The sequence below is a fragment of the Streptomyces sp. NPDC043908 genome, from assembly GCF_056435525.1.
On the sequence record NZ_JBWKEI010000009.1, the window covers coordinates 195,146 to 218,014 of the forward strand.

19 protein-coding genes are annotated in these 22,869 nt (G+C 72.8%); 8 read left to right on the forward strand and 11 right to left on the reverse strand.

Going from position 1 to position 22,869, the window contains the following annotated elements:
- Window positions 1-130: 130 nt before the first annotated feature.
- Genes AC069K_RS21140 through AC069K_RS21155 form a run of 4 tightly spaced genes read right to left on the reverse strand, consistent with a single transcriptional unit; the run spans window position 131 to window position 3,806 of the window.
- The gene (locus tag AC069K_RS21140; RefSeq protein WP_365114176.1) at window positions 131-418 is read right to left on the reverse strand and encodes a hypothetical protein; all 288 of its coding nucleotides are present in this window, start codon (window positions 416-418) and stop codon (window positions 131-133) included.
- A gap of 18 nt (window positions 419-436) precedes the next feature.
- Window positions 437-1,324, reverse strand: a complete 888-nt coding sequence (locus AC069K_RS21145; RefSeq protein WP_478618475.1) for an SDR family oxidoreductase — start codon at window positions 1,322-1,324, stop codon at window positions 437-439.
- A complete protein-coding gene (locus AC069K_RS21150; protein ID WP_478618478.1) occupies window positions 1,321-2,241 on the reverse strand; it encodes an alpha/beta fold hydrolase in 921 nt (306 codons plus the stop codon). Before AC069K_RS21150 ends, AC069K_RS21145 begins: the two co-directional genes overlap by 4 nt.
- A complete protein-coding gene (locus AC069K_RS21155) occupies window positions 2,238-3,806 on the reverse strand; it encodes a flavin-containing monooxygenase (RefSeq protein WP_478618481.1) in 1,569 nt (522 codons plus the stop codon). The genes AC069K_RS21150 and AC069K_RS21155 overlap by 4 nt, the downstream gene beginning before the upstream one ends.
- 223 nt (window positions 3,807-4,029) lie before the next feature.
- Between AC069K_RS21155 and AC069K_RS21160 the strand changes: the two genes are divergently transcribed.
- Complete coding sequence (locus tag AC069K_RS21160; RefSeq protein WP_478618760.1) at window positions 4,030-4,650, forward strand: MerR family transcriptional regulator; 621 nt, start codon at window positions 4,030-4,032, stop codon at window positions 4,648-4,650.
- Between the two features lie 322 nt (window positions 4,651-4,972).
- Here the strand turns inward: AC069K_RS21160 and AC069K_RS21165 are convergent, their stop codons facing one another.
- Window positions 4,973-8,260 carry a S41 family peptidase gene (locus AC069K_RS21165; protein WP_365114184.1) on the reverse strand — a complete coding sequence of 1,096 codons (3,288 nt, stop codon included), beginning with the start codon at window positions 8,258-8,260 and terminating at the stop codon, window positions 4,973-4,975.
- 154 nt (window positions 8,261-8,414) lie between these two features.
- Here AC069K_RS21165 and AC069K_RS21170 point away from each other — a divergent pair, with 154 nt between their 5' ends.
- Both AC069K_RS21170 and AC069K_RS21175 read left to right on the forward strand, forming a co-directional pair.
- Complete coding sequence (locus AC069K_RS21170; RefSeq protein WP_358835802.1) at window positions 8,415-8,990, forward strand: TetR/AcrR family transcriptional regulator; 576 nt, start codon at window positions 8,415-8,417, stop codon at window positions 8,988-8,990.
- A 97-nt stretch (window positions 8,991-9,087) separates the two neighbouring features.
- Window positions 9,088-11,313, forward strand: coding sequence for an MMPL family transporter (locus AC069K_RS21175; protein ID WP_365114187.1), 2,226 nt, complete (start codon window positions 9,088-9,090; stop codon window positions 11,311-11,313).
- A gap of 121 nt (window positions 11,314-11,434) precedes the next feature.
- Here the strand turns inward: AC069K_RS21175 and AC069K_RS21180 are convergent, their stop codons facing one another.
- Window positions 11,435-11,785: an SsgA family sporulation/cell division regulator gene (locus AC069K_RS21180; RefSeq protein ID WP_365114189.1), complete on the reverse strand. Its 351-nt coding sequence runs from the start codon at window positions 11,783-11,785 to the stop codon at window positions 11,435-11,437.
- Window positions 11,786-11,985: 200 nt separating this feature from the next.
- Here AC069K_RS21180 and AC069K_RS21185 point away from each other — a divergent pair, with 200 nt between their 5' ends.
- From AC069K_RS21185 to AC069K_RS21195, 3 genes are read left to right on the forward strand one after another with little or no spacing between them, the layout of a single operon-like run.
- On the forward strand, window positions 11,986-13,047 hold the full coding sequence (locus tag AC069K_RS21185) for an energy-coupling factor ABC transporter permease (RefSeq protein WP_478618488.1): 1,062 nt from the start codon (window positions 11,986-11,988) through the stop codon (window positions 13,045-13,047).
- Window position 13,048: 1 nt separating this feature from the next.
- Window positions 13,049-13,810 carry a cobalt ECF transporter T component CbiQ gene (cbiQ, locus tag AC069K_RS21190; RefSeq protein ID WP_365114193.1) on the forward strand — a complete coding sequence of 254 codons (762 nt, stop codon included), beginning with the start codon at window positions 13,049-13,051 and terminating at the stop codon, window positions 13,808-13,810.
- Window positions 13,786-14,592 (forward strand): energy-coupling factor ABC transporter ATP-binding protein, encoded by an 807-nt coding sequence (locus AC069K_RS21195; protein WP_478618763.1) that lies wholly within the window; start codon window positions 13,786-13,788, stop codon window positions 14,590-14,592. Before cbiQ ends, AC069K_RS21195 begins: the two co-directional genes overlap by 25 nt.
- A 5-nt stretch (window positions 14,593-14,597) precedes the next feature.
- Here AC069K_RS21195 and AC069K_RS21200 read toward each other — a convergent pair whose 3' ends face one another.
- The 5 genes from AC069K_RS21200 to AC069K_RS21220 form a co-directional block, all read right to left on the reverse strand.
- Window positions 14,598-15,758, reverse strand: a complete 1,161-nt coding sequence (locus tag AC069K_RS21200; protein ID WP_478618491.1) for a serine hydrolase domain-containing protein — start codon at window positions 15,756-15,758, stop codon at window positions 14,598-14,600.
- A 563-nt stretch (window positions 15,759-16,321) separates the two neighbouring features.
- Window positions 16,322-17,173 (reverse strand): EamA family transporter, encoded by an 852-nt coding sequence (locus tag AC069K_RS21205; protein ID WP_365114106.1) that lies wholly within the window; start codon window positions 17,171-17,173, stop codon window positions 16,322-16,324.
- Window positions 17,170-17,658 (reverse strand): YbaK/EbsC family protein, encoded by a 489-nt coding sequence (locus tag AC069K_RS21210; protein WP_478618495.1) that lies wholly within the window; start codon window positions 17,656-17,658, stop codon window positions 17,170-17,172. Before AC069K_RS21210 ends, AC069K_RS21205 begins: the two co-directional genes overlap by 4 nt.
- Before the next feature lie 88 nt (window positions 17,659-17,746).
- The gene (locus tag AC069K_RS21215) at window positions 17,747-19,387 is read right to left on the reverse strand and encodes a penicillin-binding transpeptidase domain-containing protein (RefSeq protein WP_478618766.1); all 1,641 of its coding nucleotides are present in this window, start codon (window positions 19,385-19,387) and stop codon (window positions 17,747-17,749) included.
- A 119-nt stretch (window positions 19,388-19,506) separates the two neighbouring features.
- The gene (locus AC069K_RS21220; RefSeq protein ID WP_478618498.1) at window positions 19,507-21,279 is read right to left on the reverse strand and encodes a dolichyl-phosphate-mannose--protein mannosyltransferase; all 1,773 of its coding nucleotides are present in this window, start codon (window positions 21,277-21,279) and stop codon (window positions 19,507-19,509) included.
- Window positions 21,280-21,375: 96 nt separating this feature from the next.
- Between AC069K_RS21220 and rsmI the strand changes: the two genes are divergently transcribed.
- A complete protein-coding gene (rsmI, locus tag AC069K_RS21225) occupies window positions 21,376-22,254 on the forward strand; it encodes a 16S rRNA (cytidine(1402)-2'-O)-methyltransferase (protein ID WP_365114114.1) in 879 nt (292 codons plus the stop codon).
- Window positions 22,255-22,436: 182 nt separating this feature from the next.
- Entirely contained in the window at window positions 22,437-22,859 is a 423-nt protein-coding gene (locus tag AC069K_RS21230) for a hypothetical protein (RefSeq protein ID WP_365114116.1), read from the forward strand.
- The last annotated feature ends 10 nt before the right edge of the window (window positions 22,860-22,869 follow it).

The window sequence follows — 22,869 nt, forward strand, 5'->3', positions numbered from 1 at the left end:
ACCAGTCCCGCAGGCCCCCTCCACTCATCCTGCTGCCCCCCGCCCCCCCTCCCCCCCCCCCCCCCCCCCACCCCCCCCCCCCCCCCCCCCCCCCCCCCCCCCCCCCCACTTCTCGTTCACAGGAGTGCGACTAGGCGTCGTAGTCCATGTCGAACTTGTCCTGCTGCGCCTGCGAGGCCCGCTGGGCCTCGTCCGGCAGCTCGCGGCCCTTCTGCTGGGCCTGGCGGGCGCGCTCCTGCTGCTGGTCCTTCTTGGCGCCCATCGCCTGCTTGCCCTTCTGCTGGGCCTGCTGCGCCTTGTCCTGGAACTGGTCCTTGATGCCCATCGAGTTCACTCCTACGAGGATGTTGAGGGGCCGGGTGCCGGGGCTTTTCCCTCGGCTCCGCCGGGCCTCGACCAGCGTGGCACGCGAGGACATACGGCGCATTTCGATCAGTTACGGAAGGTCACGGAGGGTGCGTTCCTGCTCGTCGGCGGCGCCTCCCGCGCCCACCAGACCCCGGCTCACCGACCCGAGCCGCGGTTCGAAACGGCGCATCTCGCGCTGCCCCACCGCCCCGATCACCGCCGGCAGGTAGCCGCGCACCGACTGCATCCCGCGCAGCCACCACTGCGCGTACACGTGCGAGGAGCGGCGCTCCACGCCCGCCACGATCCGGTCGACGGCCGGGCCCAGCGGGTACGTGCGGTTGGACGGCCACGGCAGCCGCTGCCGCAGCTCGCGCATCACCGCGTCCTGGTCCGCGCCGCGCACCATGTCCGTGTCGGTCCAGGACAGATACCCGACCCCGACCCGCACGCCCTTGTGACCCACCTCGGCCCGCAGGCTGTGCGCGAAGGCCTCCACGCCCGACTTGGACGCGCAGTACGCCGTCATCATCGGCGCCGGGGTGATCGCCGCGAGGGAGGCGATCTGGAGGAAGTAGCCCCGGCTCTCCATCAGGACGGGCAGGAAGGCGCGGGCGGTGACCGCGCCGCCGATCAGGTTCACCTCGATCACCCGGCGCCAGGCGTGGGGGTCGGAGTCCACGAACGGGCCGCCCGAGGCGACGCCCGCGTTGGCGACCACGATGTCGACCTTGCCGAACCGCTCCTTGACCTCGCCCGCCACCCGCGCCATCGCCTCGTGGTCGGTGACGTCAGCGAACCAGGACTCGGCCTCGGTGTGCAGCCGCGCGGCCACCCGCTTCAACTCGTCCGGCTCCAGGCCGACCAGGGCCACCTTGGCGCCGCGCGCCGACAGCTTGCGCGCCAGCAGCTCGCCGACGCCCCGGGCCGCGCCCGTGACGACCGCGACCTGCCCCTCCAGGCTCACCCTGCTCATGCCACGTCCTCCTCGACGCTCACATACGTACGGACCAGTTCACGGAGGCGTTCCGTGATGACCTCGGGGGCCTCCATCGGCGTCATGTGGCCGATGCCGGTGAGTTCGGTGAGGCCCACGCAGTCGGGCAGCGCCGCCGCTATCCGGCGGGCGTGCACCGGCGGGGTGAGCCGGTCGGCCGTGCCCGCCACCACGGCGGTGGGCACCGTCAACTCCCGTATCCGGGCGTCGATCTCCAGCCCGGCCAGCACCTGCGACCAGGCGTACCGGGGGCCCCGGGCGCAGCCGTGCACGATCCTGGCGCACGCCTCTATGCGGTCCGGGGCGGCCCCCGGGCCCATCGTCGCGTACCGCAGGACCTTCTTCGCCACCGGTGTGACGGGGCCGAGCGGGGCCCTGGAGCCGAGGACCGCCGCGGTGAGGCGGGTGCGCAGCCGGCCCGGCCGCAGCGGCACCACCAGCGACTCCGCGACCAGGCGCGAGCTGCCGGTGGAGCAGAGCAGCACCGCCGCCGCGTGCTCGCGCAGGGCCGGGCGGCCGGCCGCGGCCATCAGCGTCATCCCGCCCATGGAGTGCCCGGCGAGCACCGCCTTCTCGCGCGGCGCGAGGGCGGCCCCCAGCACCGCCTCCAGGTCGTCGGCGAGCGCCTCGGCGGAGCACATCGGGCTCGCGGCCGTACGGCCGTGGCCGCGCTGGTCGTAGACGACGACCCGGTGGTCCCCGGCCAGGGCGCGTATCTGCGCGGCCCAGAAGGCGGTCGAGCAGGTCCAGCCGTGGGCGAGGACGACGGCCGGGGCGCCCTCGGGGCCGTGCACCTCGACGTGCAGCCGGGCGCCGTCGGCGGAGACGGCGGTGAGCGTACGGGTGGGCTCGGGCGGGGCGAAGGGGCCCGAGGTGACGTGGGCGGGGCGCCTCATGAGGCCACCGCCTCGGGGGCGCTGGGGCTCGCGTCCGGCTCCTGGGCGCTGCCGGGTTCGGCGGGGGCCGGTTCGGCGGCTCCGGCGCGGACCACCTCGTACTCCGCGAGGTCGACCTCGCGGGTCGCCCTGCGGAACTCGCCGGTCGTACCGGGCCAGATGGTGGTGTTGCGGCCACTGGCGTCCAGGTACCAGCTGGTGCAGCCGCCGGTGTTCCACACGGTCCGCTTCATGCGCTCCTGCACGCGCCGGTTCCAGGCGCCGACGGCGGAGGGCCGGGCGGCGAGTGCCACGCGTCCGCCCAGGACGTCCAACTGCCGCAGGTAGTCGGCCATGTAGCTGAGCTGCGACTCGATCATCAGGATCATCGAGGAGTTCCCCAGGCCCGTGTTGGGCCCGATGATCGTCATCCAGTTGGGGAAGCCGGCGGCGGTGGCGCCGCGCAGCGACTCCATGCCGCCCTTCCACGCCTCCGCGAGCGTGTGCCCCTCCGCGCCGATGACGCGGTCGGCGATCGGCATGTCCGTGACGTGGAACCCGGTGCCGAAGACGATCGCGTCGGCCTCGGTCTCGGTCCCGTCGGCGGCCACCAGGGTGGAGCCGCGCACCTGGCTGAGCCCGGAGGCGACGAGGTCCACATTGGGCTTGGCGAGCGCCGGGTAGTACTCGCTGGACAGCAGGATGCGCTTGCAGCCGATGCGGTAGTCGGGCGTCAGCTTGGCGCGCAGCGCCGGGTCCTTGATGGCCCGCGCCATGTTGCGCTTGGCCAGCGCCTCGACGAGGCCCAGCTCGTTCGGCCGCTTGGTGAAGGCGCTGACCTGCAACTCCCGGATGCCCCACAGCAGTCCGCGGCGCGCGGCCCCGGTGAACGGCAGTTGGCGGTGCAGCCAGCGCTCGGGTGCGGTGATCGCCCGGTCCATCCGCGGCATGACCCACGGCGGGGTGCGCTGGAAGAGGGTGAGGGCGCGCACCTTCGGCTGGACGGCCGGGACGATCTGGATGGCGGAGGCGCCCGTCCCGATCATGGCGACGCGCTTGCCGCTCAGGTCGTAGTCGTGGTCCCAGCGCGCGGAGTGGAAGACCTTGCCGGGGAAGGTGTCGAGCCCGGGGATGTCGGGGATCTTGGGGTCGGAGAGCGGCCCGGTCGCGGAGACGACGACATCGGCGTGCAGGACGCTGCCGTTGGCGCACTCGATCACCCAGTACAGCTGCTCGCCGTCCCAGCGCATCAGCGTGACCTCGTGGTCGAGGCGGATGTGCGGGCGCAGCCGGAAGGTGTCGGCGACGTGCTCCAGATAGGCCCGGATGTGCTCCTGCCCGGAGAAGGTGCGCGGCCAGTCGGGGTTGGGCGCGAAGGAGAAGGAGTACAGGTGCGACGGTACGTCGCAGGCGCACCCGGGATAGCTGTTGTCCCGCCAGGTCCCGCCGACCGAGCCCGCCCGCTCCAGGACGACGAAGTCGGTGATGCCCTCCCGCCGCAGCCGGACCGCGGCCCCGAGTCCGCCGAATCCGGACCCGATCACCGCCACCCGTACGTGCTCGGGCTCGCGCTCGTGCTGGACCATGCCACCGCCTCCATGCAGGACGTCTGTGCGGAGAGTCTGAATGACGCGAAACTCTGCCAGTAATCACTGGCACAGTTGGGAGGGTAGAGCAGCGGCATACCGAGCGGTAGGGGTGCGCGGGGGAAAGTTACCGGCGGTACAACATAGGCTGGCGGACGTGGCAGACGCAGGAGTGGGGAGCGGGGACGGGGGCGGCGCTGCGGGCGGGCCCCGGGAGTACCGCATGGAGGAGCTGGCCGCCAAGGCCGGCATCACCGTACGCACGCTGCGGTTCTACCGCGAGCGCGGCCTCATCCCGCCGCCGCGGCGCGAGGGCCGGATCGCCTGGTACGACGAGCGCCACCTCGCCCGGCTGCACACCGTCGCCGCCCTGCTGGAGCGCGGCCACACCCTCTCCGGCATCGCGGACCTGACCGCCGCCTTCGAGTCCGGGCGCGACGCGGGGGAGGCGCTCGGGCTGGTCGAGCCGACCGAGGAGACCCCGGTCCGGCTGACTCCGGAGGCCCTCGCCGACCACTTCGCGGGCGAGGTGACCCCGGAGAACCTGGCGGCGGCGCTCGACCTCGGCTATCTCGCGGTCGACGGCGAGGAGATCGTCCACATCAGCCGGCGGCTGCTCGACGTCTCGGCCGCGCTGGTGCGTGAGGGGGTGCCGCTGGCGGCGGTGCTCGCGGCGGGGCGGGAGGTCCGCGCCCACGCGGACGCGCTGGCCGCGCTCTTCGTCGAGCTGCTGCGGACGCACGCCCCGAGCGAGGATCTCTCCCGGTTGCGGCCTCTGGCCGGGCAGGTGGTGGAGGCGGAGCTGTCCCTGGCCATGGATCGCCGTCTGGCGGGCGAGTCCTGATCGGCGCGTTCTTCGTCCGCGGGTCGTGGTGGGTTGCTCGCGCGGTTCCCCGCGCCCCTTAGTGGGTCCGGATTTCTTCTGCGGGCCGGTGGAGGGTTGCTCGCGCAGTTCCCCGCGCCCCTTGTCGGGCCGGGATTGCACCTGCGGGCCGGTGGGTGGCTGGTCGCGCAGTTCCCCGCGCCCCTTGGTCGGCCGGAGTGGATCCGCGGGTCGTGGTGGGTTGCTCGCGCAGTTCCCCGCGCCCCTGGATGCGCCCCTTCGGGGCGCTCAGGGGATGCCGCCGTCGGCAACCCGTGACCGGGTCGTCGCCGGCCGCCGGGGCTCACCGTGGTGGTAGGTCGGGGCGGCGCCTGTCCGGGGCGGCCGTGTAGCCGGGGGGTGTCGCCGCGGGGGTGCCGTGCAGGAGGTCCAGCGCGAGGCGTACCGCGTCGTCGAGCTGGGCGTGCCGGCCCTCCGCCCAGTCCAGCGGGGTCCGCAGGACCTCCAGGTCCGGCTCGACGCCGTGGTTCTCGATGGACCACTGGTAGTCGTCGAACCAGGCCGCGTTCATCGGCACCGTGATCACCGTGCCGTCCCCCAGCGTGTGGCGGCCGGTCATCCCGACCACCCCGCCCCAGGTGCGCTGGCCGACCACCGGGCCCAGGCCGAGCAGCCGGAAGGCGGCGGTGATCATGTCGCCGTCGGAGGAGGTCGCCTCGTCGGCCAGCGCCACCACCGGGCCCCGGGGCGCGTTGGAGGCGTAGCTCACGGGCTGGGCGTCCCGGGTCAGGTCCCAGCCGATGATCTTGCGGGTGAGCTTCTCGATCACCAGCTCGCTGATGTGGCCGCCCGCGTTGCCCCGTACGTCGACGATCAGGGCCGGGCGGGACATCTCCAGGCGCAGGTCCCGGTTGAACTGGGCCCAGCCCGAGCCGCCCATGTCCGGGATGTGCAGGTAGCCGCACTTGCCGCCGCTCAGCTCCCGTACCACCGCACGGCGCTTGGCCACCCAGTCCTGGTAGCGCAGCGGGCGCTCGTCCACCAGCGGGACCACCGCGACCCGGCGGGAGCGGCCCCCGCCCTCGGCGGGCCGGAAAGTGAGTTCGACGGTGGTGCCGCCCGAGCCCGCGAGCAGCGGGTAGGGGCCCGCCACCGGGTCCACCGGGCGGCCGTCGACGTGGGTGAGCACCGCGCCCTCGCGGATGCCGGTGCCGGCCAGCGGGGAGCGGGCCTTGGAGTCGGAGGAGTCGCCGGGCAGGATGCGCCGGACCATCCAGCCCTCCTCGCGGTGGACGAGGTTGGCGCCGAGGAGGCCCTGGGGGCGCTGGTAGTGGGGCGGGCCTTCGTTCCTGCGGGCGGCCGAGACGTAGGCGTGCGAGGTGCCCAGCTCGCCCAGCACCTCCCGCAGCAGGTCGGCGAACTCGTCGGGGGAGGCGACCCGTTCGACCAGCGGGCGGTACTGGTCGAGGACCGCTTTCCAGTCGATGCCGCACATGTGCGGCTCCCAGAAGTAGGCGCGGATGATCCGGCCCGCCTCGTCGAAGGCCTGGCGCCACTCCGAGGGCGGGTCCACCTCGTGCAGGATCCGGCGCAGGTCGAGGTAGATGGTGGAGTCGGTGTCCCCGGACTCGGTGGCGGGCACGGCCCGCAGGTCGCCCTCGTCGACGACCACCAGCCGGCTGCCGTCGCCGCTCACCGCGAACCAGTCGAGGTGGTCGACGAGTTCGGTCTTGCGCGCCTTGGTGATGTCGAAGTGCTCCAGGGTCGGGCGCCCGGAGGTGTCCGCCGGGTTGGCGAAGGTCTCGCCGAGCGCCCCCGAGATCGGCCAGCGCAGCCACACCAGACCGCCGCCGGAGACCGGGTGCAGCGCCGAGTACTTGGAGGCGGCCACCGGGAACGGCGTGACCCTGCTCTCCAGGCCCTCCACCTCCACCGTGACCGTGCCGTCGCCCGACTCCTCCAGCGGGTCGAGCCCGCCCGCCGCCGGGCGCCCGTCGGGCAGCAGCGCGAAGGGCGAGGGGGTGGCCGAGGAGAGCGGGACCAGATACGGGCGGCAGCCCAGCGGGAAGGACAGGTCGCCGGTGTGGACGTCGTAGACCGGGTCGAAGCCGCGCCAGGACAGGAACGCCAGATAGCGCCCGTCCCGGGTGAAGACCGGGTTCTCGTCCTCGAAGCGGCCGTTGGTGACGTCCACGATCACCCGGGCGCCGGGACCGGCGATCCGGGCCATCTTGATCTGGCGCAGCGAGCGGCCGATGCCCGGGTGGGACCAGGTCAGCCAGCAGCCGTCCGGGGAGAACGCCAGGTCGCGCACGGGTCCGTTGATCGAGCGGATCAGCTCGGTGACCTCGCCGTCGGAGTCCTCGGTGACGTCGATCAGCAGCAGCCGGCCGTCGTGCGAGGCGATCGCCAGGCGCTCGCCCTCCGCGTCCGCGATCAGCTCCTGGACCCGGCCGAGCTCGCCGGAGGCCAGCCGCCGGGGCTCGCGGTCGCCGCTCGCCCGGGGCAGGTAGGCGATCTCCACCGCGTCCTCGCCGTCCGCGTCCGTCACGTACGCCACCTGGCCGCCGGTGCCGAGCATCTCGGGCAGGCGGACGCGGACCCCGGCGGTGTCGGTGATCGTGCGGGCCGGGCCGTCGCGGTGGGTGAGCCAGTACAGGCTGCCGCGCACCACGACCGCGCTGGCGCGGCCGGTGGTGTCGACCGAGAGCGCGTCCACATGGCTGGCGGCGGGCACCTGGTACGTACGCCGTCCGGCGCGCGGGCCGCCCAGGCGCACGTCCAGGCGGCGCGGGACGGAGTCGGGGGTGAGCGCGTCCACGATCCACAGGTCGCCCGCGCACTGGTAGACCACCCGGCGCCCGTCCGAGGAGGCGTGCCGGGCGTAGTACTCGTCGTGGTCGGTGTGGCGGCGCAGGTCGGAGCCGTCGGGCCGGCAGGAGTAGAGGTTGCCGACGCCCTGGTGGTCGGAGAGGAAGGCGATCCGGTCCCCGACGAACATCACCGAGTCGAGGTGGCCGCCGATGTCCGGCAGGAGGCGCTCGCCGTGCAGCCACAGCCGGCCCGTGGCGCCGCCCCGGTAGCGCTTCCAGGCGGCGGGCTCGTGCGGCGGCTTGCCGGTGAGCAGCAGGGTGCGGCGCTCGCCGTCGAGGTCGGCGCAGGCGATGTCGGAGACCGGGCCCCAGGGCAGCCGTCCGCCCGGGGAGCCGTCGGTGGGGACGCTGTAGGCCCATGAGAAGTACGAGAAGGGCTGGCCGTGCGAGGAGACGGCCAGGATGTGGCCGTCCGGGGTCCAGCCGCAGACCCGGGTGTCCGGCGAGCCCCAGTAGGTCAGCCGCCGGGCCGGGCCGCCGTCGACCGGGGCCAGATGGATCTCCGGGTCCAGGCTGCGCCAGGTCGTGTACGCGATCCGGGAGCCGTCGGGGGAGAACCGGGGGTGGCTGACCTTGGTGCGGTCCACGGTGATCCGCCAGGCCCGCGACGGGCGGTGGCCGGCCGGGACCAGGGGCGCCACCCACAGGTCGTCCTCGGCGGCGAAGCAGAGCAAGTCGTCGTGCAGATGGGGGAAGCGGAGGTAGGCGCCGTCGCTGACGGGCGCCGGCTGCTGGTCGTCCTCGGGTGCGTCGCTCACTCGTCAATGCTTTCCGCGCCAGGGGGGCGCGGCAACTTATGGAGCCCTCACAGTTGTGGCACAGAACACAAGCGAAACGGTTTCGTTTCGATCGGCGGCAGCGATATTCTCGTGTGCGTACGAAACCGTTTCGTTCGGATGGGAGGTCGAGAAGATGGCAAGCAGGCTCACCGCCGAGCGTGAGGCGGAGCTGTACGAGTCGGTGCTCGACCTGCTGCGCGAGGTCGGCTACGACGCCCTGACGATGGACGCCGTCGCCGCCCGTACCCGCTCCAGCAAGGCGACCCTCTACCGTCAGTGGGGGAACAAGCCGGAGCTGGTCGCGCGGGCGCTGCGGCACAACAAGCCGGTCGCTCTCCACGAGATCGACACCGGCTCGCTGCGCCGCGACTTCCACGAGCTGGTCGGTCTTGAGGACGACTGCAAGCTGGAGAAGGACTCCGCCCTGATGCGGGGTCTGATGCGCGCCGTCCACGACAACCCCGATCTCCACCAGGCGCTGCGCGAGGTGCTGATCGAGCCGGAGATCACCGGTCTCGACCAGGTGCTGCGGCGCGCGGTGGACCGCGGCGAGGTCCGCGCGGACTGTCCCGCGCTCCCCTACGTCGTGCACATGCTGGTCGGCGCCTTCGTCGCCCGGCAGCTCGTCGAGGACCGGCCGATCGACAAGGCCTTCCTCGGAAACTACATCGACGCCGTGGTCCTCCCCGCCCTCGGCGATCCCGTCTAGCTCCCCACCAACCTGCCCCACCTGACGTACGCCGCTCTCGTCGTCGGGCTGGTTATCCACGCCCTGTAAGCCAACGACCGACCGGGAGTACGCCCTCGTGGCCACGTTCCTCTACCGACTCGGCAGGTTCGCCTTCCGGCGCCGCCGCTATGTCGCCCTGGTGTGGGTGGCGCTGCTGTTCCTCGCCGGATTCGGCGCCGCGTCCGCCTCCACTCCTTCCGCCAGCTCCTTCTCGATGCCCGGCACCGAGGCCCAGAAGGCCTTCGACCTGCTGGAAGAGCGCTTCCCGGGAGGCAGCGCCGACGGCGCCACCGCCCGTATCGTCTTCAAGGCCCCGGCCGGCAAGAGCATGAACGACCCGGCCGGCAAGGCCGAGGTGAACAAGGTCGTCGCCGAGCTGCCCAAGGGATCGAAGCAGGTCGCCTCGGTGACCGACCCGTACCAGGCCAACGCCGTCTCCAAGGACGGCTCGACCGCGTACATATCCGTGAAGTACAAGGTCAACGGCATGGCCCTGGAGGACAGCGACCGCGAGGCGCTGGAGGACTCCGGCAAGGCCGCGCAGAAGGCCGGGCTCACCGTCGAGATCGGCGGTGACGCGCTCCAGGCCAAGCCCGAGACGGGCTCCGGCGAGATCATCGGTGTGGTGATCGCCGGCATCGTGCTGATGATCACCTTCGGTTCGCTGATCGCGGCCGGCCTTCCGCTGATCACCGCCATCATCGGCGTCGGCATCGGCGTCTCGACCATCACCGCGCTCGCCAACGTCCTGGACCTCGGCAACACCACCTCGACGCTGGCCTCGATGATCGGCCTCGCGGTCGGCATCGACTACGCGCTCTTCATCGTCTCGCGCTACCGGGCCGAGCTCCGGGAGGGCCGCGAGCGCGAGGAAGCCATCGGCCGGGCCGTCGGAACGGCCGGTTCCGCGGTCGTCTTCGCCGGTCTGACCGTCGTCATCGCGCTGTGCGGCCTCGCGGTCGTCAACATCCCGATGCTCACCAAGATGGGCGTGGCCGCGGCCGGTACGGTCGTGATCGCGGTCCTGATCGCGCTCACCCTCATCCCGGCGGTGCTCGGCTTCGCGGGCAAGCGCGTCTTCGGCCGCCGCACCCGCAGGAAGATGGAGGCCGGTACGGCCGAGGCGACGCCCGCCGAGACCAAGCCGAACATGGGCACCCGCTGGTCCAGCTTCGTGCTGCGCAGGCCCATCTGGGTGCTGCTCGCCGGTGTGATCGGGCTCGGCGCCATCGCCATCCCGGCCGCCTCCCTGGAGATGGGTCTGCCCGACGACGGCTCGCAGCCGACCTCGACGACCCAGCGCCGCGCCTACGACACCCTCTCCGACGGCTTCGGCCCGGGCTTCAACGGCCCGCTGATGATCGTCGTGGACGGCGCCGGGGCGTCCGGCGGTGCGCAGGCCGCGGCCGACCGCACCTCCGCCACCATCAAGAAGCTGCCCGACGTCGCCGAGGTCATGGCGCCCGCCCTGAACAAGGCGGGCGACACCGCGACCATCACGGTCATCCCGAAGTCCAAGCCGTCCTCCACGGAGACCGAGGACCTGGTCCAGTCGATCCGGGACGCGGGCAAGGACATCAAGTCCGAGACCAAGGCCGAGGTCCTGGTCACCGGCGCGACCGCGATGAACATCGACTTCTCCCAGCGCATGAACGACGCGCTGCTGCCCTATCTGGCGCTCGTGGTGGGCCTGGCCTTCCTGCTCCTGATGGTGGTCTTCCGCTCGGTCCTGGTCCCGCTCAAGGCGGCCCTCGGCTTCCTGCTCTCGGTGGTCGCCGCCCTCGGCGCGGTCGTCGCGGTCTTCCAGTGGGGTTGGCTCGGCGGGCTCTTCGGGGTGGAGAACCCCGGCCCGATCATGTCGATGATGCCGATCTTCATGGTGGGCGTGGTCTTCGGTCTGGCCATGGACTACGAGGTCTTCCTCGTCACCCGGATGCGCGAGGCGTTCGTCCACGGCGAGCGGCCCGGCCAGGCGATCGTGACCGGTTTCCGGCACGGCGCCCGGGTGGTCACGGCCGCCGCGGTGATCATGATCGCGGTCTTCTCCGGCTTCATCGGGGCCAGCGACCAGATGATCAAGATGATCGGTTTCGCCCTGGCGATCGCGGTCTTCTTCGACGCCTTCGTGGTCCGGATGGCCATCGTCCCGGCGGTGCTCGCCCTGCTCGGCGCGAAGGCCTGGTGGCTGCCGGGCTGGCTCAACAAGATCCTGCCCAACGTCGACGTCGAGGGTGAGGGCCTCAAGGCCCACGCGGCGAAGGCGTCCGACGGCGACGACGACCGCGAGCTCACGCGCGTCTGACCCGCAGAGCCCCCGCAGCGCCCACGGCCTGTGGGGACGGGACCGTGCGGCGAGCCGGCCCCTACGCATCACGCGTAGGGGCCGGCTCTTGCGTTGCGTACGTCCGGCTACGCCGGGGCGACTAGGGCCGTCCGCTCGGCGCGGGCGTCACGCTGTAGGTGTGCCGCAGAAAGCGGACCAGGGGCGAGCTGTCGAACTGGACCACCGCTACTCCGTCCGGGGAGTGGAGCTCCACGACGGTCTGGGCCCGTCCGCAGGGCCAGACGACGATGTCGCCGCGGCGGGCCGGCCGGCGCAGCCCGGCCTCCAGGAGCGAGCGCGGGAAGACCCACTCGTTGCCCCCGGGGAAGGCGAAGCGCACGGTCAGGGGGTCCGCGGCGGGGTCGTAGCGCAGGGCGACCGGAACCGGTCGGTGGTGCGGGGCGTCCGAGACGATCCTCGCGCGGGCGTGTTCCTCGACGGCGGGGGACATCAGTCGCTCCTCACACTCACTCTGCGCAACCACTCGGGTGCTTCATCATCAAATGTCCCATATTTTCGGGGGCGTGCCGGGCGTGAGAACGGTGGGTAAATCTCGCGCGTGCGCTCTTGCGACCCGTTCGCAGGTGCACGACTATCATCGAGCGGTTCACTCGAATGGTTCCAGCCATCCAGGCCCAGCGGAGAGCACCCATGCATGTCCCCGACGGATTCATCAACGCCCCCGTCTCCGCGGTAGCCGGAGTCGGCGCGGCGGCCGCCATCGCGGTCAGCCTGCGCGGGGCCCGACGTGAACTCGACGAGAAGACGGCCCCGCTCGCCGGTCTCGTCGCGGCGTTCATCTTCGCCGTACAGATGCTGAACTTCCCCGTGGCCGCCGGCACCAGCGGCCATCTCCTCGGCGGCGCGCTCGCGGCGATACTCGTCGGCCCGTACACCGGCGTCCTCTGTGTCTCCGTCGTGCTCCTCATGCAGGGCATCCTCTTCGCCGATGGCGGCCTCACCGCGCTCGGCGTCAACATCACCGACATGGCGATCGTGACGACGGTCGTGGCGTACACCGTCTTCCGCGGCCTGGTGAAGGTGCTGCCCCGCAGGCGGAGCTCCGTCACCGCGGCCACCTTCGTCGCCGCCCTCCTCTCCGTCCCGGCCGCCGCCCTCGCCTTCACCGCGGTCTACGCGGTCGGCGGCACCACCGACGTCCCGCTCGGCAAGGTGCTCACCGCGATGGTCGGCGTGCACGTCCTCATCGGCATCGGCGAGGCGGCCATCACCGCGCTCACCGTGGGCGCGGTCATCGCCGTACGGCCCGACCTCGTCCACGGGGCCCGCGGCCTGCACGCCCCGCTGAAGCTGCGGATCGGCGACGAACTGGTCGACGCCCCCGCTCCCGAGCCCGTACCCACCGGGGCCCGGTCCACGCACAAGGTCCGCGCCGCCTTCGCCGTCGCCGCCCTCCTGCTGGCCGGTTTCTTCTCCTTCTACGCCTCCGCCTCGCCCGACGGCCTGGAGAAGGTCGCCCACGACAAGGGCATCGACACCCAGGAGAAGAAGCACGCCACCGAGGACTCGCCGCTCGCGGGCTACTCCGTCAAGGACATCGGCGACGACCGGGTGGCCACCGGCCTCGCCGGCATGATCGGCGTCGGGGTGACGATCGGCGTCGGCAGCGGGATCTTCTGGGCCGTGCGCCGCCGCCGCGGCACCGCCGCCGAGGCCACGCCCACCTCCGTCCCCGAGACGGAGAAGGTCTGACATGGGCGCGGGCCACGCGCACAAGCTCTACCGGCAGGGCGCATCACCGGTCCACGACCTGCCCCCGCACTGCAAGCTGGCGGCCGTCTTCCTCTTCGTCATCGTGGTCGTCTCCACCCCGCGCGAGGCCGTCTGGGCCTTCGGGCTGTACGCGGTGCTGCTCGCCTCGGTCGCGGCCACGGCCCGGATCCCGGCGCCCTTCCTGCTCAAGCGGCTGCTGATCGAGATCCCGTTCGTCACGTTCGCCGTGCTGATGCCGTTCGTGGTGCCGGGCGAGCAGGTGCACGTGCTCGGCGTGTCGATGAGCGTGAACGGGCTGTGGGGCGCCTGGAACGTCCTGGCCAAGGGCACGCTCGGGGTCGCCGCCTCGGTGATCCTGGCGTCCACCACGGACCTGCGGGCCCTGCTCCTCGGCCTCCAGCGGCTCCGGCTCCCGTCCCTCCTGGTCCAGATCGCTTCGTTCATGATCCGCTACGGTGACGTGATCACCGACGAGATGCGCCGGATGTCGATCGCCCGCCGCTCGCGCGGTTTCGAGGCGAGGGGACCGAAGGCGTGGGGCGTCCTCGCCAAGTCGGCGGGCGCGCTCTTCATCCGCTCCTACGAACGCGGCGAGCGCGTCCATCTGGCCATGGTCAGCCGCGGGTACGCGGGTTCCATGCCGGTCATCGACGAGGTGACGGCGACCGGCGCGCAATGGCGTTACGCGGCGGCGCTTCCCGCGTCGGCTCTGGTGATCTGTCTGTTGGGGTGGACTCTGTGAACACGTCGGTGACCTCTTCCGATCCTTCCGTTCCTCCCGCCTCCCTGGAGGTGAGCGGGCTGGCCTTCGCCTACCCCGACGGCCACCAGGCCCTGTTCGGGGTCGACCTGACGGTGCGGCGCGGCGAGCGGGTCGCGCTCCTCGGCCCCAACGGCGCGGGCAAGACCACGCTGGTCCTGCACCTCAACGGCATCCTCGTCGGCGGCGCGGGCACGGTGCGGGTGGCCGGGCTGCCCGTGGAGAAGCGCAACCTCGCCGAGATCCGGCGCCGGGTCGGCATCGTCTTCCAGGACCCCGACGACCAGCTGTTCATGCCGACCGTCCGCGAGGACGTGGCGTTCGGCCCGGCGGCGTCCGGGATGCGCGGGGCGGAACTCGAGGCCCGGGTGCGTACCGCGCTGGAGCGGGTGGGGATGGCGGAGTACGCCGACCGCCCGCCGCACCACCTCTCCTTCGGCCAGCGCCGCCGGGTCGCGGTGGCGACGGTGCTCGTGATGGAGCCGGAGATCCTGGTCCTGGACGAGCCCTCGTCCAACCTCGACCCGGCGTCGCGGCGCGAACTGGCCGACATCCTGCGGGCGCTGGACGTCACCGTCCTGATGGTCACGCACGACCTGCCGTACGCCCTTGAGCTGTGCGGCCGTTCGGTGATCCTCAGCGGGGGCACGATCGCGGCGGACGGCCCGACGGCGGACGTCCTGGCGGACGACGAGCTGATGCGCACGCACCGCCTGGAGCTGCCGTTCGGCTTCGACCCCCGGGCGGCGGCGGCCAAGGCGTAACCGGCCTACGGGGTGATGGCCTCCCGGACCGCGCGCACCAGGGCCTGGGCGCGCGGGTCGGCGGTGACGCCCTTCTGGTGGCCGTTGGTGACGTAGCCGAAGGCGATGCCGGACTCCGGGTCGGCGAACCCCAGCGAGCCGCCGCGGCCCGGGTGCCCGAACGAGCCGGGGCCCAGGAGCGGGGACGCGGGGCCGTGCAGCATGTACCCCAGGCCGAAGCGGGTGTTGACGACCAGGACGCGGTCCGGGCCGCTCGACTCCTCGCTACGGGCGAGGGCGACGGTGGCGGGCGCGAAGAGCCGCCGTCCGTCGACCTCCCCGAGGGTGGCGGCGTAGAAGCGGGCCAGGCCGCGGGCGGTCGAGATGCCCGCCGAGGCGGGGAGTTCGGCGGCGCGGTAGTCCGGGTCGTTCTCGTCCGGGAGCGGGTCGATGGCGCCGAAGGCGCGGCGGGTGAGGGAGTCCGGGTCGGCGTAGGCGGCGGCGACGGCCGGCTTGGGACGCAGGGTGATGCCCCCGGGCACGGAGGGCGCCTCCACGGGGCCCACGCGCCCGACCCTGGGGGCCTCCTGAGCGGGCAGCCCGATCCAGAAGTCGGCGCCCAGCGGCCGGGCGATCTCCTCGGCGACCCAGCGGCCGATGGTGCGGCCGGTGACGCGGCGCACCAGCTCGCCCAGCAGCCAGCTGTACGTCTGGGCGTGGTAGCCGTGCCCCGTCCCCGGCTCCCAGAACGGCGCCTGCGCGGCGACCGCGTCCGCCCCCGACGCGCCGTCGGCGGCCTCGGCCGGGGTGAGGGGCCGGTCGAGGGCGGGGACGCCGGCGCGGTGGGAGAGGAGGTGGCGGACGAGGGCGCGGTCCTTGCCGTGCGCCTTGAACTCCGGCCAGTACGTGGAGACCGGCGCGTCCAGGTCCAGCTGGCCCCGCTGGTGGAGGAGGAGGGGGACGGCCGCGGCGACGCCCTTGGTGGCCGAGCGGACGACCTGGGCGGTGTCGACGGCCCAGGGCGCGTGCCCGTCGACGTCCTTGGTCCCGCCCCACAGGTCGACGACCTTCCGGCCGTGCCGGTAGACGGCCACGGCGGCGCCGCGGTCGCCGCGGTGGGTGAAGTTCCGGAGGAAGGCGTCCCGGACGGGTTCGTACCCCGGGTCCGTCGATCCCTGCGCGTCCACGGTTCCGCTCCTGTTCCCCTAGCGCGCCGGGCCCGACGCGTCTCGCCCCCTTGAACACGGCGGCACAACACGATTCTTCCCGGCCCTCCGCCGCCGGTGCGCCCCGGGTGGGCCGGGGGTTCGTCTGCGGGTTGGTGGGTGGCTGATCGCGCAGTTCCCCGCGCCCCTTATCGGGTCGGAACTTCGTCTGCGGGTGGTGGTGGGTTGCTCGCGCAGTTCCCCGCGCCCCTGGTCCGCCCGGGGGTCGTCTGCGGGTGCGTGGAGGGCTGGTCGCGCAGTTCCTCGCGCCCCTTCAGGGCCCGGTGGTTGTCTGCGGGGCCTAGGTGGCTGAGCGCGCAGTTCCCCGCGCCCCTAGGTGCCTAGGGGCGCGGGGAACTGCGCGAGCAACCCAGCACGGTCCGCAGGCGGGAGAAGCGGGGTGCAGGGGCCGCAGGCCCCGTGAGGGGGAGTTGGGGGCGTAGCCCCGCACGGGGTTCGGGGGCGTAGCCCCTGGGAAACGCGCCTTCGCCCCCGCCCGCCCCCGGAGGGTTTAGGGAAGGGGCGGGGTGGGGGCAGCCCGGGGGTCAGCCCGCTCGCAGCATCAGCCCGATCCCCACCACCAACACCCCCGCCGCCACCATCCGCACCCCCCCGAACCGCTCCTTGAAGAACACCGCCCCGATCGCCGCCCCCACGATGATGCTCGACTCGCGCAGGGCCGCCACGGGCGCCAGGGGCGCGCGGGTCTGGGCCCACAGGACCAGGCCGTACGCCGTCATGGACAGCGCCGCCCCCAGCAGGCCGCGAACCGCGTACGGCCGCACCTGCTCCAGCAGTTCACCGCGGCGGCGGTACAGCGCGTACCCGGGGATCAGCAGCCCCTCCAGGATCATCAGCCACGCGATGTAGCCGAGCGGCGTACCGGACGCGCGGACGCCGACCCCGTCCACCACCGTGTACGCCGCGATGGACAGCCCCGTCGCCAGCGCGGCCAGCAGCGCCGGCCAGTGCGGGCGCGCGCCCGAGCCCCGGATGCCCCACAGGGCGACCCCGACCAGGCCCGCCGAGGCGACCGCCACCCCGGCCGCCTGCCACGCGTTGAGGCTCTCGCCGACGAACACCACCGCCAGCACGGTCACCACCAGCGGCGCCGTCCCGCGGGCGATCGGGTACATCTGGCCGAAGTCGCCCAGGGTGAACGACCGCATGAGCAGGGACTGGTAGCCGGTGTGCAGCGCCGCCGACGCGGCGAGGTACGGCCAGGCGCCGGACGCGGGCAGCGGGGCGAACACCGCGAGCACCGCGCCGATCACCGTCGCCCCGCCGCCGATGAGGGTGAACGCGATGAGCTGGTCCCTGATCGTGTGCGCCATCGCGTTCCAGGACGCGTGGGTGACGGCGGCGAGCAGGACGGCCAGTGCGACCGCCAGGCTCACGCCGTGCGCTCGCGTACGTCGACCAGCGCCCCGCCCGCGTACGCGATCAGCGTCTTGGGGTCGAGCGGGAAGACGGTGTGGGGCGTGCCGGCCGCGGCCCAGACCACCGCGTGGTCGAGGAGCGCGCGGTCGGCGAGGACCCGGGTGCGGCGCACATGGCCGAAGGGCGGGACGCCTCCGATCGCGTAACCGGTGGTCTCCCGGACGAGTCCGGCCCCGGCCCGCCGCACCTTCTCCGCGCCCAGCTCACGCCGTACGAGCTCCACGTCCACCCGTGACGAGCCGTCCATCAGGACGATCACCGGGGCCCCGTCCGCCTCGAAGACCAGCGACTTCACGATCTCGCTGACATCGCAGCCGATGGCGGCGGCCGCCTCGGCGGCGGTCCTGGTGGCGTCCGGGAAGCGGCGTACCTCCACGTCGAGCCCGAGGGCGCGCAGCGCCTCGGCGAACCGGGGGTGGGCGGGGGATTCTTGAGCGCTCATGCCCCCGCAGGCTAGCGGGAGCCCCGGGCCGGGTGCGAGGGCGTTTCCCCACGCCCCGAACTCCGCGCCCCCCGGGGCTCCGCCCCGCTCACCCCGCTCGCAGCACCCGCGCCACGACCGGTCCCGCCGCTTCCCCGCCGTGGCCGCCGGACTGGACGAGGGCCGCCGCGGCGAGCCCGTTGCCGTAACCGGTGAACCAGCTGTTGGAGGTGCCCTGCCGGTCCACCTCGGCCGAGCCGGTCTTGGCGCCCTTGGGTCCGGGCACCCCGGCCATCGCCTTCACGGCCGTCCCGCTGCCGGTGGTCGCCGCGTGCATCATCTGCTTCAGCTGCGAGGCGACCGAGTCGGGCAGCGGCTTGGCGGTGGCCAGTTCCCGGTCGTCCAGGGACTTCGGCACGATCACCGGCTGGTGGAACCCGCCCGCGATGACGGTGGCCGAGACGGACGCCATGTCGAGCGGGCTCATCTGGACCTTGCCCTGGCCTATGTAGGAGGCGGCGGTCTCCACGCCGGAGGAGTCCGGGACGCGGCCGTCGAAGGACTTCACACCGCCGAGCTTCCAGTTGTTCTGGCCGAGCCCGAAGTAGTCCCGGGCGGTCTGGCCGAGGGCGGTGCCGGCGATGCCCTTGTCGGCGAGGGGCCTGACCGGCTTGATGAAGGCGGTGTTGCAGGACCGCGCGAACGCGTCGGTCAGGGTGCCGTGCGCGATGGTGAAGTCGTTCAGGTTGTGGAAGGTGTAGCCCTCCCACGGGACCGTCGCCGGGCACTCGGCCGGCTGGTCCGCCCCGCCCACGCCGTTCGCGATGATCATCGCGCCGGTGACGATCTTCATGGTGGAGCCGGGGGCCACGGACGCCTGGAGGGAGGCGGGGAACCCGTCCCTGCGGTTGTCCGCGACGGCCCGGATCTCCCCGCTCGCCGGCTCGATCGCCACCACCGAGGACTCGGCGAACTGCTTCACGGCCTGCTCGGCCGCCGCCTGGACGTCCGCGTCGAGCGTCGTCGTCAGCTTGCCGGGCTTGCCCTTGGCCAGGGTGAGCAGCGTCTGGTTCGGTGCGCCCTCGGCGCCGCCCTCGATCCAGGTCTCCACGCCCGGCGTGCCGTTGACCTTGTCGCCGTACTTCTGCCGCAGCGCGTCCAGGACGAACCCGAGCGAGGGGTACTTCTCCTTGGTCAGCACCCGCCCCCGGTGGTCCACGGCCTCGATCTCGGGGTTCTTGGCGGCCCCCGTCACCAGCTTCCCGCCCGGCTTCAGCTTCGGGTGGACGACGGCCGGCTGCCAGTCCACCAGCGCCTTGCCGGTGCTCACGCCCCGCACGACGGTGAGCCGGGAGCCGTAGTCGAGCGGCGCGGTCTTCCCCTCGTAGGAGACCTCCGCCTTCACCGTGTACGGAACGGTCGCCCCCGTGGCCGCCCCCGGCGTGATCGTCACCTTGCCCACGCGCGCCTCGTCGTGGAAGGCGGTGAGCGCCGCCTGGGCGGCGGCGTTGTTGTTGGTCAGGGCCGAGGCCGCCGCCGCGTCCCCCTTGGTCCAGGCGTCGAAGAACGCCCGGGCGGTCTTGGTGATCTCGTCGGTGCTGGGCGGGCCGGTCCGTACCGGCGCCGCCCGCGTATGCGAACCGGAGGACGAGCCGTCCCCGGCCACCATCTGGTAGCCGCCGTACACCACACCGGTGCCGACGACCACGAACACACCGCCGACGATGGCGGCCTTGGCTCCACTGCGCATCTCGCAGCCCCTCCCCAGGAGTCTCTTGAACATGTTCAAGAGTTTGCTTGGGAGGAACTTTACGTGACAGCAGTGACACCGGCCCCACCCGTTACCGGACCGGGACACCGCTCAGCGGCTCACACCCACGTATCCAGCCACATCCGATTCCGCCAGGAATCGAGCGGAATCGACGTGCCCGTGTACAGCGGCCAGAAGTAGATGAAGTTCCAGACGATCAGCAGCACCAGCACGCCCGCGCCGATCGCGCCCACCGCCCGGCGCCGCTCGTCCGAGCCCGGGGGCCCGAGGATCGCGCCGATCATCATCGCCACCGCCAGGCACAGGAACGGCACGAAGACGACCGCGTAGAAGAAGAAGATCGTCCGCTCCTGGTAGAGGAACCAGGGCAGATAGCCCGCCGCGACGCCGCAGACGATCGCCCCCGCCCGCCAGTCGCGCCGGAACGCCCAGCGCCACAGCACGTACAGGAGCGCGAAGCACGCCGCCCACCACAGCAGCGGCGTGCCGAGCGCCAGCACCTCGCGGGCGCACTTGCCGGTGGTGGAGGAGGGGCAGCCGTCGGTGCCGGGGGAGGGGCTCTCGTAGAAGTACGAGACCGGGCGGCCCAGGACGATCCAGCTCCACGGGTTCGACTGGTAGGTGTGCTGGTCCGTGAGGTTGACGTGGAAGCTGTAGACCTCGGACTCGTAGTGCCACAGGCTGCGCAGCGACTCCGGCATCCAGCCCATGTCGAACTGCGGCAGGCTCACCCTGCCCAGCAGCGGCAGCTTGACGTGGTCGGGGGAGAGCCCGTCGCGGCCGTGCGCCCAGTTGCGGAAGTAGCCCTTGTCGGTCATGAACCAGCCGGTCCAGGAGGCCAGATACGTCACCACCGCCACCGGGACCGTGGAGAGGAAGGCGGGGAGGGCGTCCCGGCGGAGCACCGCGCGGTACGGCCGCACCGCGCCCGCGGTGCGCCGGGCGCCCGCGTCCCACAGCACCGCCATGACGCAGAAGAAGACCAGGACGTACAGGCCGTTCCACTTGGTGCCGCAGGCCAGCCCCAGCATCACCCCGGCCGCGATCCGCCACGGGCGCCACCCCAGGCGCAGGCCCTCCGCCACGGCCGTGTCCGGGCGCAGGCCGCCCCCCTCGCCCTCGGGGAGCGCCGCCGCGAGCCGGGCGCGCGCCCGGTCCCGGTCGATCAGCAGACAGCCGAAGGCCGCGAGCACGAAGAACATGACCACCAGGTCGAGCAGGGCCATGCGGCTCATCACGAAGTGCAGCCCGTCCACCGCGAGCAGCGCGCCCGCCAGGCAGCCCAGGAACGTCGAGCGGAACAGCCGCCGCCCGATCCGGCAGAGCATCAGCACCGAGAGCGTGCCGAGCACCGCCATCATGAAGCGCCAGCCGAACGGCGTGAAGTCGAACCACTTCTCACCGATGCCGATGAGGTACTTGCCGACCGGCGGATGCACCACGTAGCCCGGGTCGGTGGGGATCGGCACCGACGAGGGGTCCTTGATGATCGCCTTGTCGACGTCCTTGGGCCAGGCGCCCTCGTAGCCGCGGTTGATCAGCGCCCAGGCGTCCTTGGCGTAGTACGTCTCGTCGAATATCACCGCGTCCGGGCTGCCGAGCCGCCAGAACCGCAGCACCCCCGCCACCAGCGTGACCAGCAGCGGGCCGCCCCAGCCCGACCAGCGCACCAGGCGCCCGGCGGTCGCCGGGGGGACGTTCAGGACCGCCCAGAGCCGGCCGGACGGCCGGGTGTAGGGCGGCACCAGCCGCTCGCGCAGGCCGGTTCTCGGCCGGGCCGCGTAGCCGAAGCGGCGCAGCCGGTCCTGCCAGCCGGGCGGCGGGTCTTCGGCGTCATGGCCCTCAAGGGTCTGCGGCGCAGTACTGGTCACCGCGCCATCGTAGGGAAAGGGCCTGTGCGAGTCCCGTGGCCGGGCCCGATCCGGTCCGGGCGAACGGCGGAGCCCGGAGGCTGGGAGGATGGCGGGGTGACCGGAACACTCGTACTCGCAGGCACCCCCATCGGCGACATCGCGGACGCGCCGCCGCGCCTCGCCGCCGAGCTGGAGCGGGCCGACGTCGTCGCCGCCGAGGACACCCGGCGGCTGCGCGGCCTGACCCGGGCGCTGGGCATCCACACCTCGGGGCGGGTCGTCTCCTACTTCGAGGGCAACGAGTCCGCCCGGACGCCCGAACTCGTCGAGGCGCTGGAGGGCGGCGCGCGCGTGCTGCTCGTCACCGACGCCGGGATGCCCTCGGTCTCCGACCCCGGCTACCGGCTCGTGGCGGCCGCCGTGGAGAAGGACATCAAGGTCACGGCCGTGCCCGGCCCCTCGGCGGTGCTGACCGCGCTCGCCCTGTCCGGGCTGCCCGTCGACCGGTTCTGCTTCGAGGGCTTCCTGCCGCGGAAGGCGGGCGAGCGGCTCGGCCGGCTGCGCGAGGTGGCCGGCGAGCGCCGCACGCTCGTCTACTTCGAGGCCCCGCACCGCCTCGACGACACGCTCGCCGCGATGGCCGAGGTCTTCGGCGCCGAGCGCCGCGCCGCCGTCTGCCGCGAGCTGACCAAGACGTACGAGGAGGTCAAGCGCGGCAGCCTGGGCGACCTCGCCGCCTGGGCCGCCGACGGGGTGCGCGGCGAGATCACCGTGGTGGTGGAGGGCGCGGCCGAGACCGGGCCGGCCGAGCTGGACGCCGAGGAGCTGGTGCGCAGGGTGCTGGTGCGCGAGGAGGCGGGCGAGCGGCGCAAGGAGGCGATCGCCGCCGTGGCACTCGACGCGGGCCTGCCCAAGCGCGAGGTGTTCGACGCCGTCGTGGCGGCAAAGAACGCGGCACGACAGGCACCGGAGAACGGCAAAGGACTATCGTAAAAAGTAAAGCGCAGGCCGCGCACCGGGGCTTTTGCCTAGGAAAGGCCAAATCGGCACCAACACTCGACAGCCCCTGATGCGTTTCGGCGGCGAAAGGCGTCCCATGGATCGGGGGCGCTTTCCCGCCTCCGCTCGCAAGGAGCGCTCGCAAGAGCTTGTCCAGCGGACAAGGGAGCCGGCAGATGAGTGAGATCGCTGAGACCACGGCGCACGAGGCTTACGCCTTCGCGTGCATGAGGTGTGGATACGGCTGGGAGCAGGCGTACGAGATAGAGCACCACGTGGACGGCAAGGGGCAGTCGTTCGTGGTCTACAAGGCCGACGGGGAGCGGGTTCCCTCCCCGCTGTCCCAGCCCACCTGCATGAACTGCGGCGGGCACGTCGTGCGCACCCTGCGCGCCGGCCGGGTCTCCAGCGTGCAGCAGTGGCTCGCCCACCAGTCGACCCACCAGGCGCCGGCCGGGCCCGTGGGCTCCGGGGGCGACCCGGAGCCGGACACCCCCGCGGCCGCGCCGGGCGCCACGCCGGCGGCCGAGCCCGAGGCCGGCCACCACTGGCACCTGTCGGACCTCCTGCACCCCTTCCAGCACCACCACAAGAAGTGACGGGCCGGGG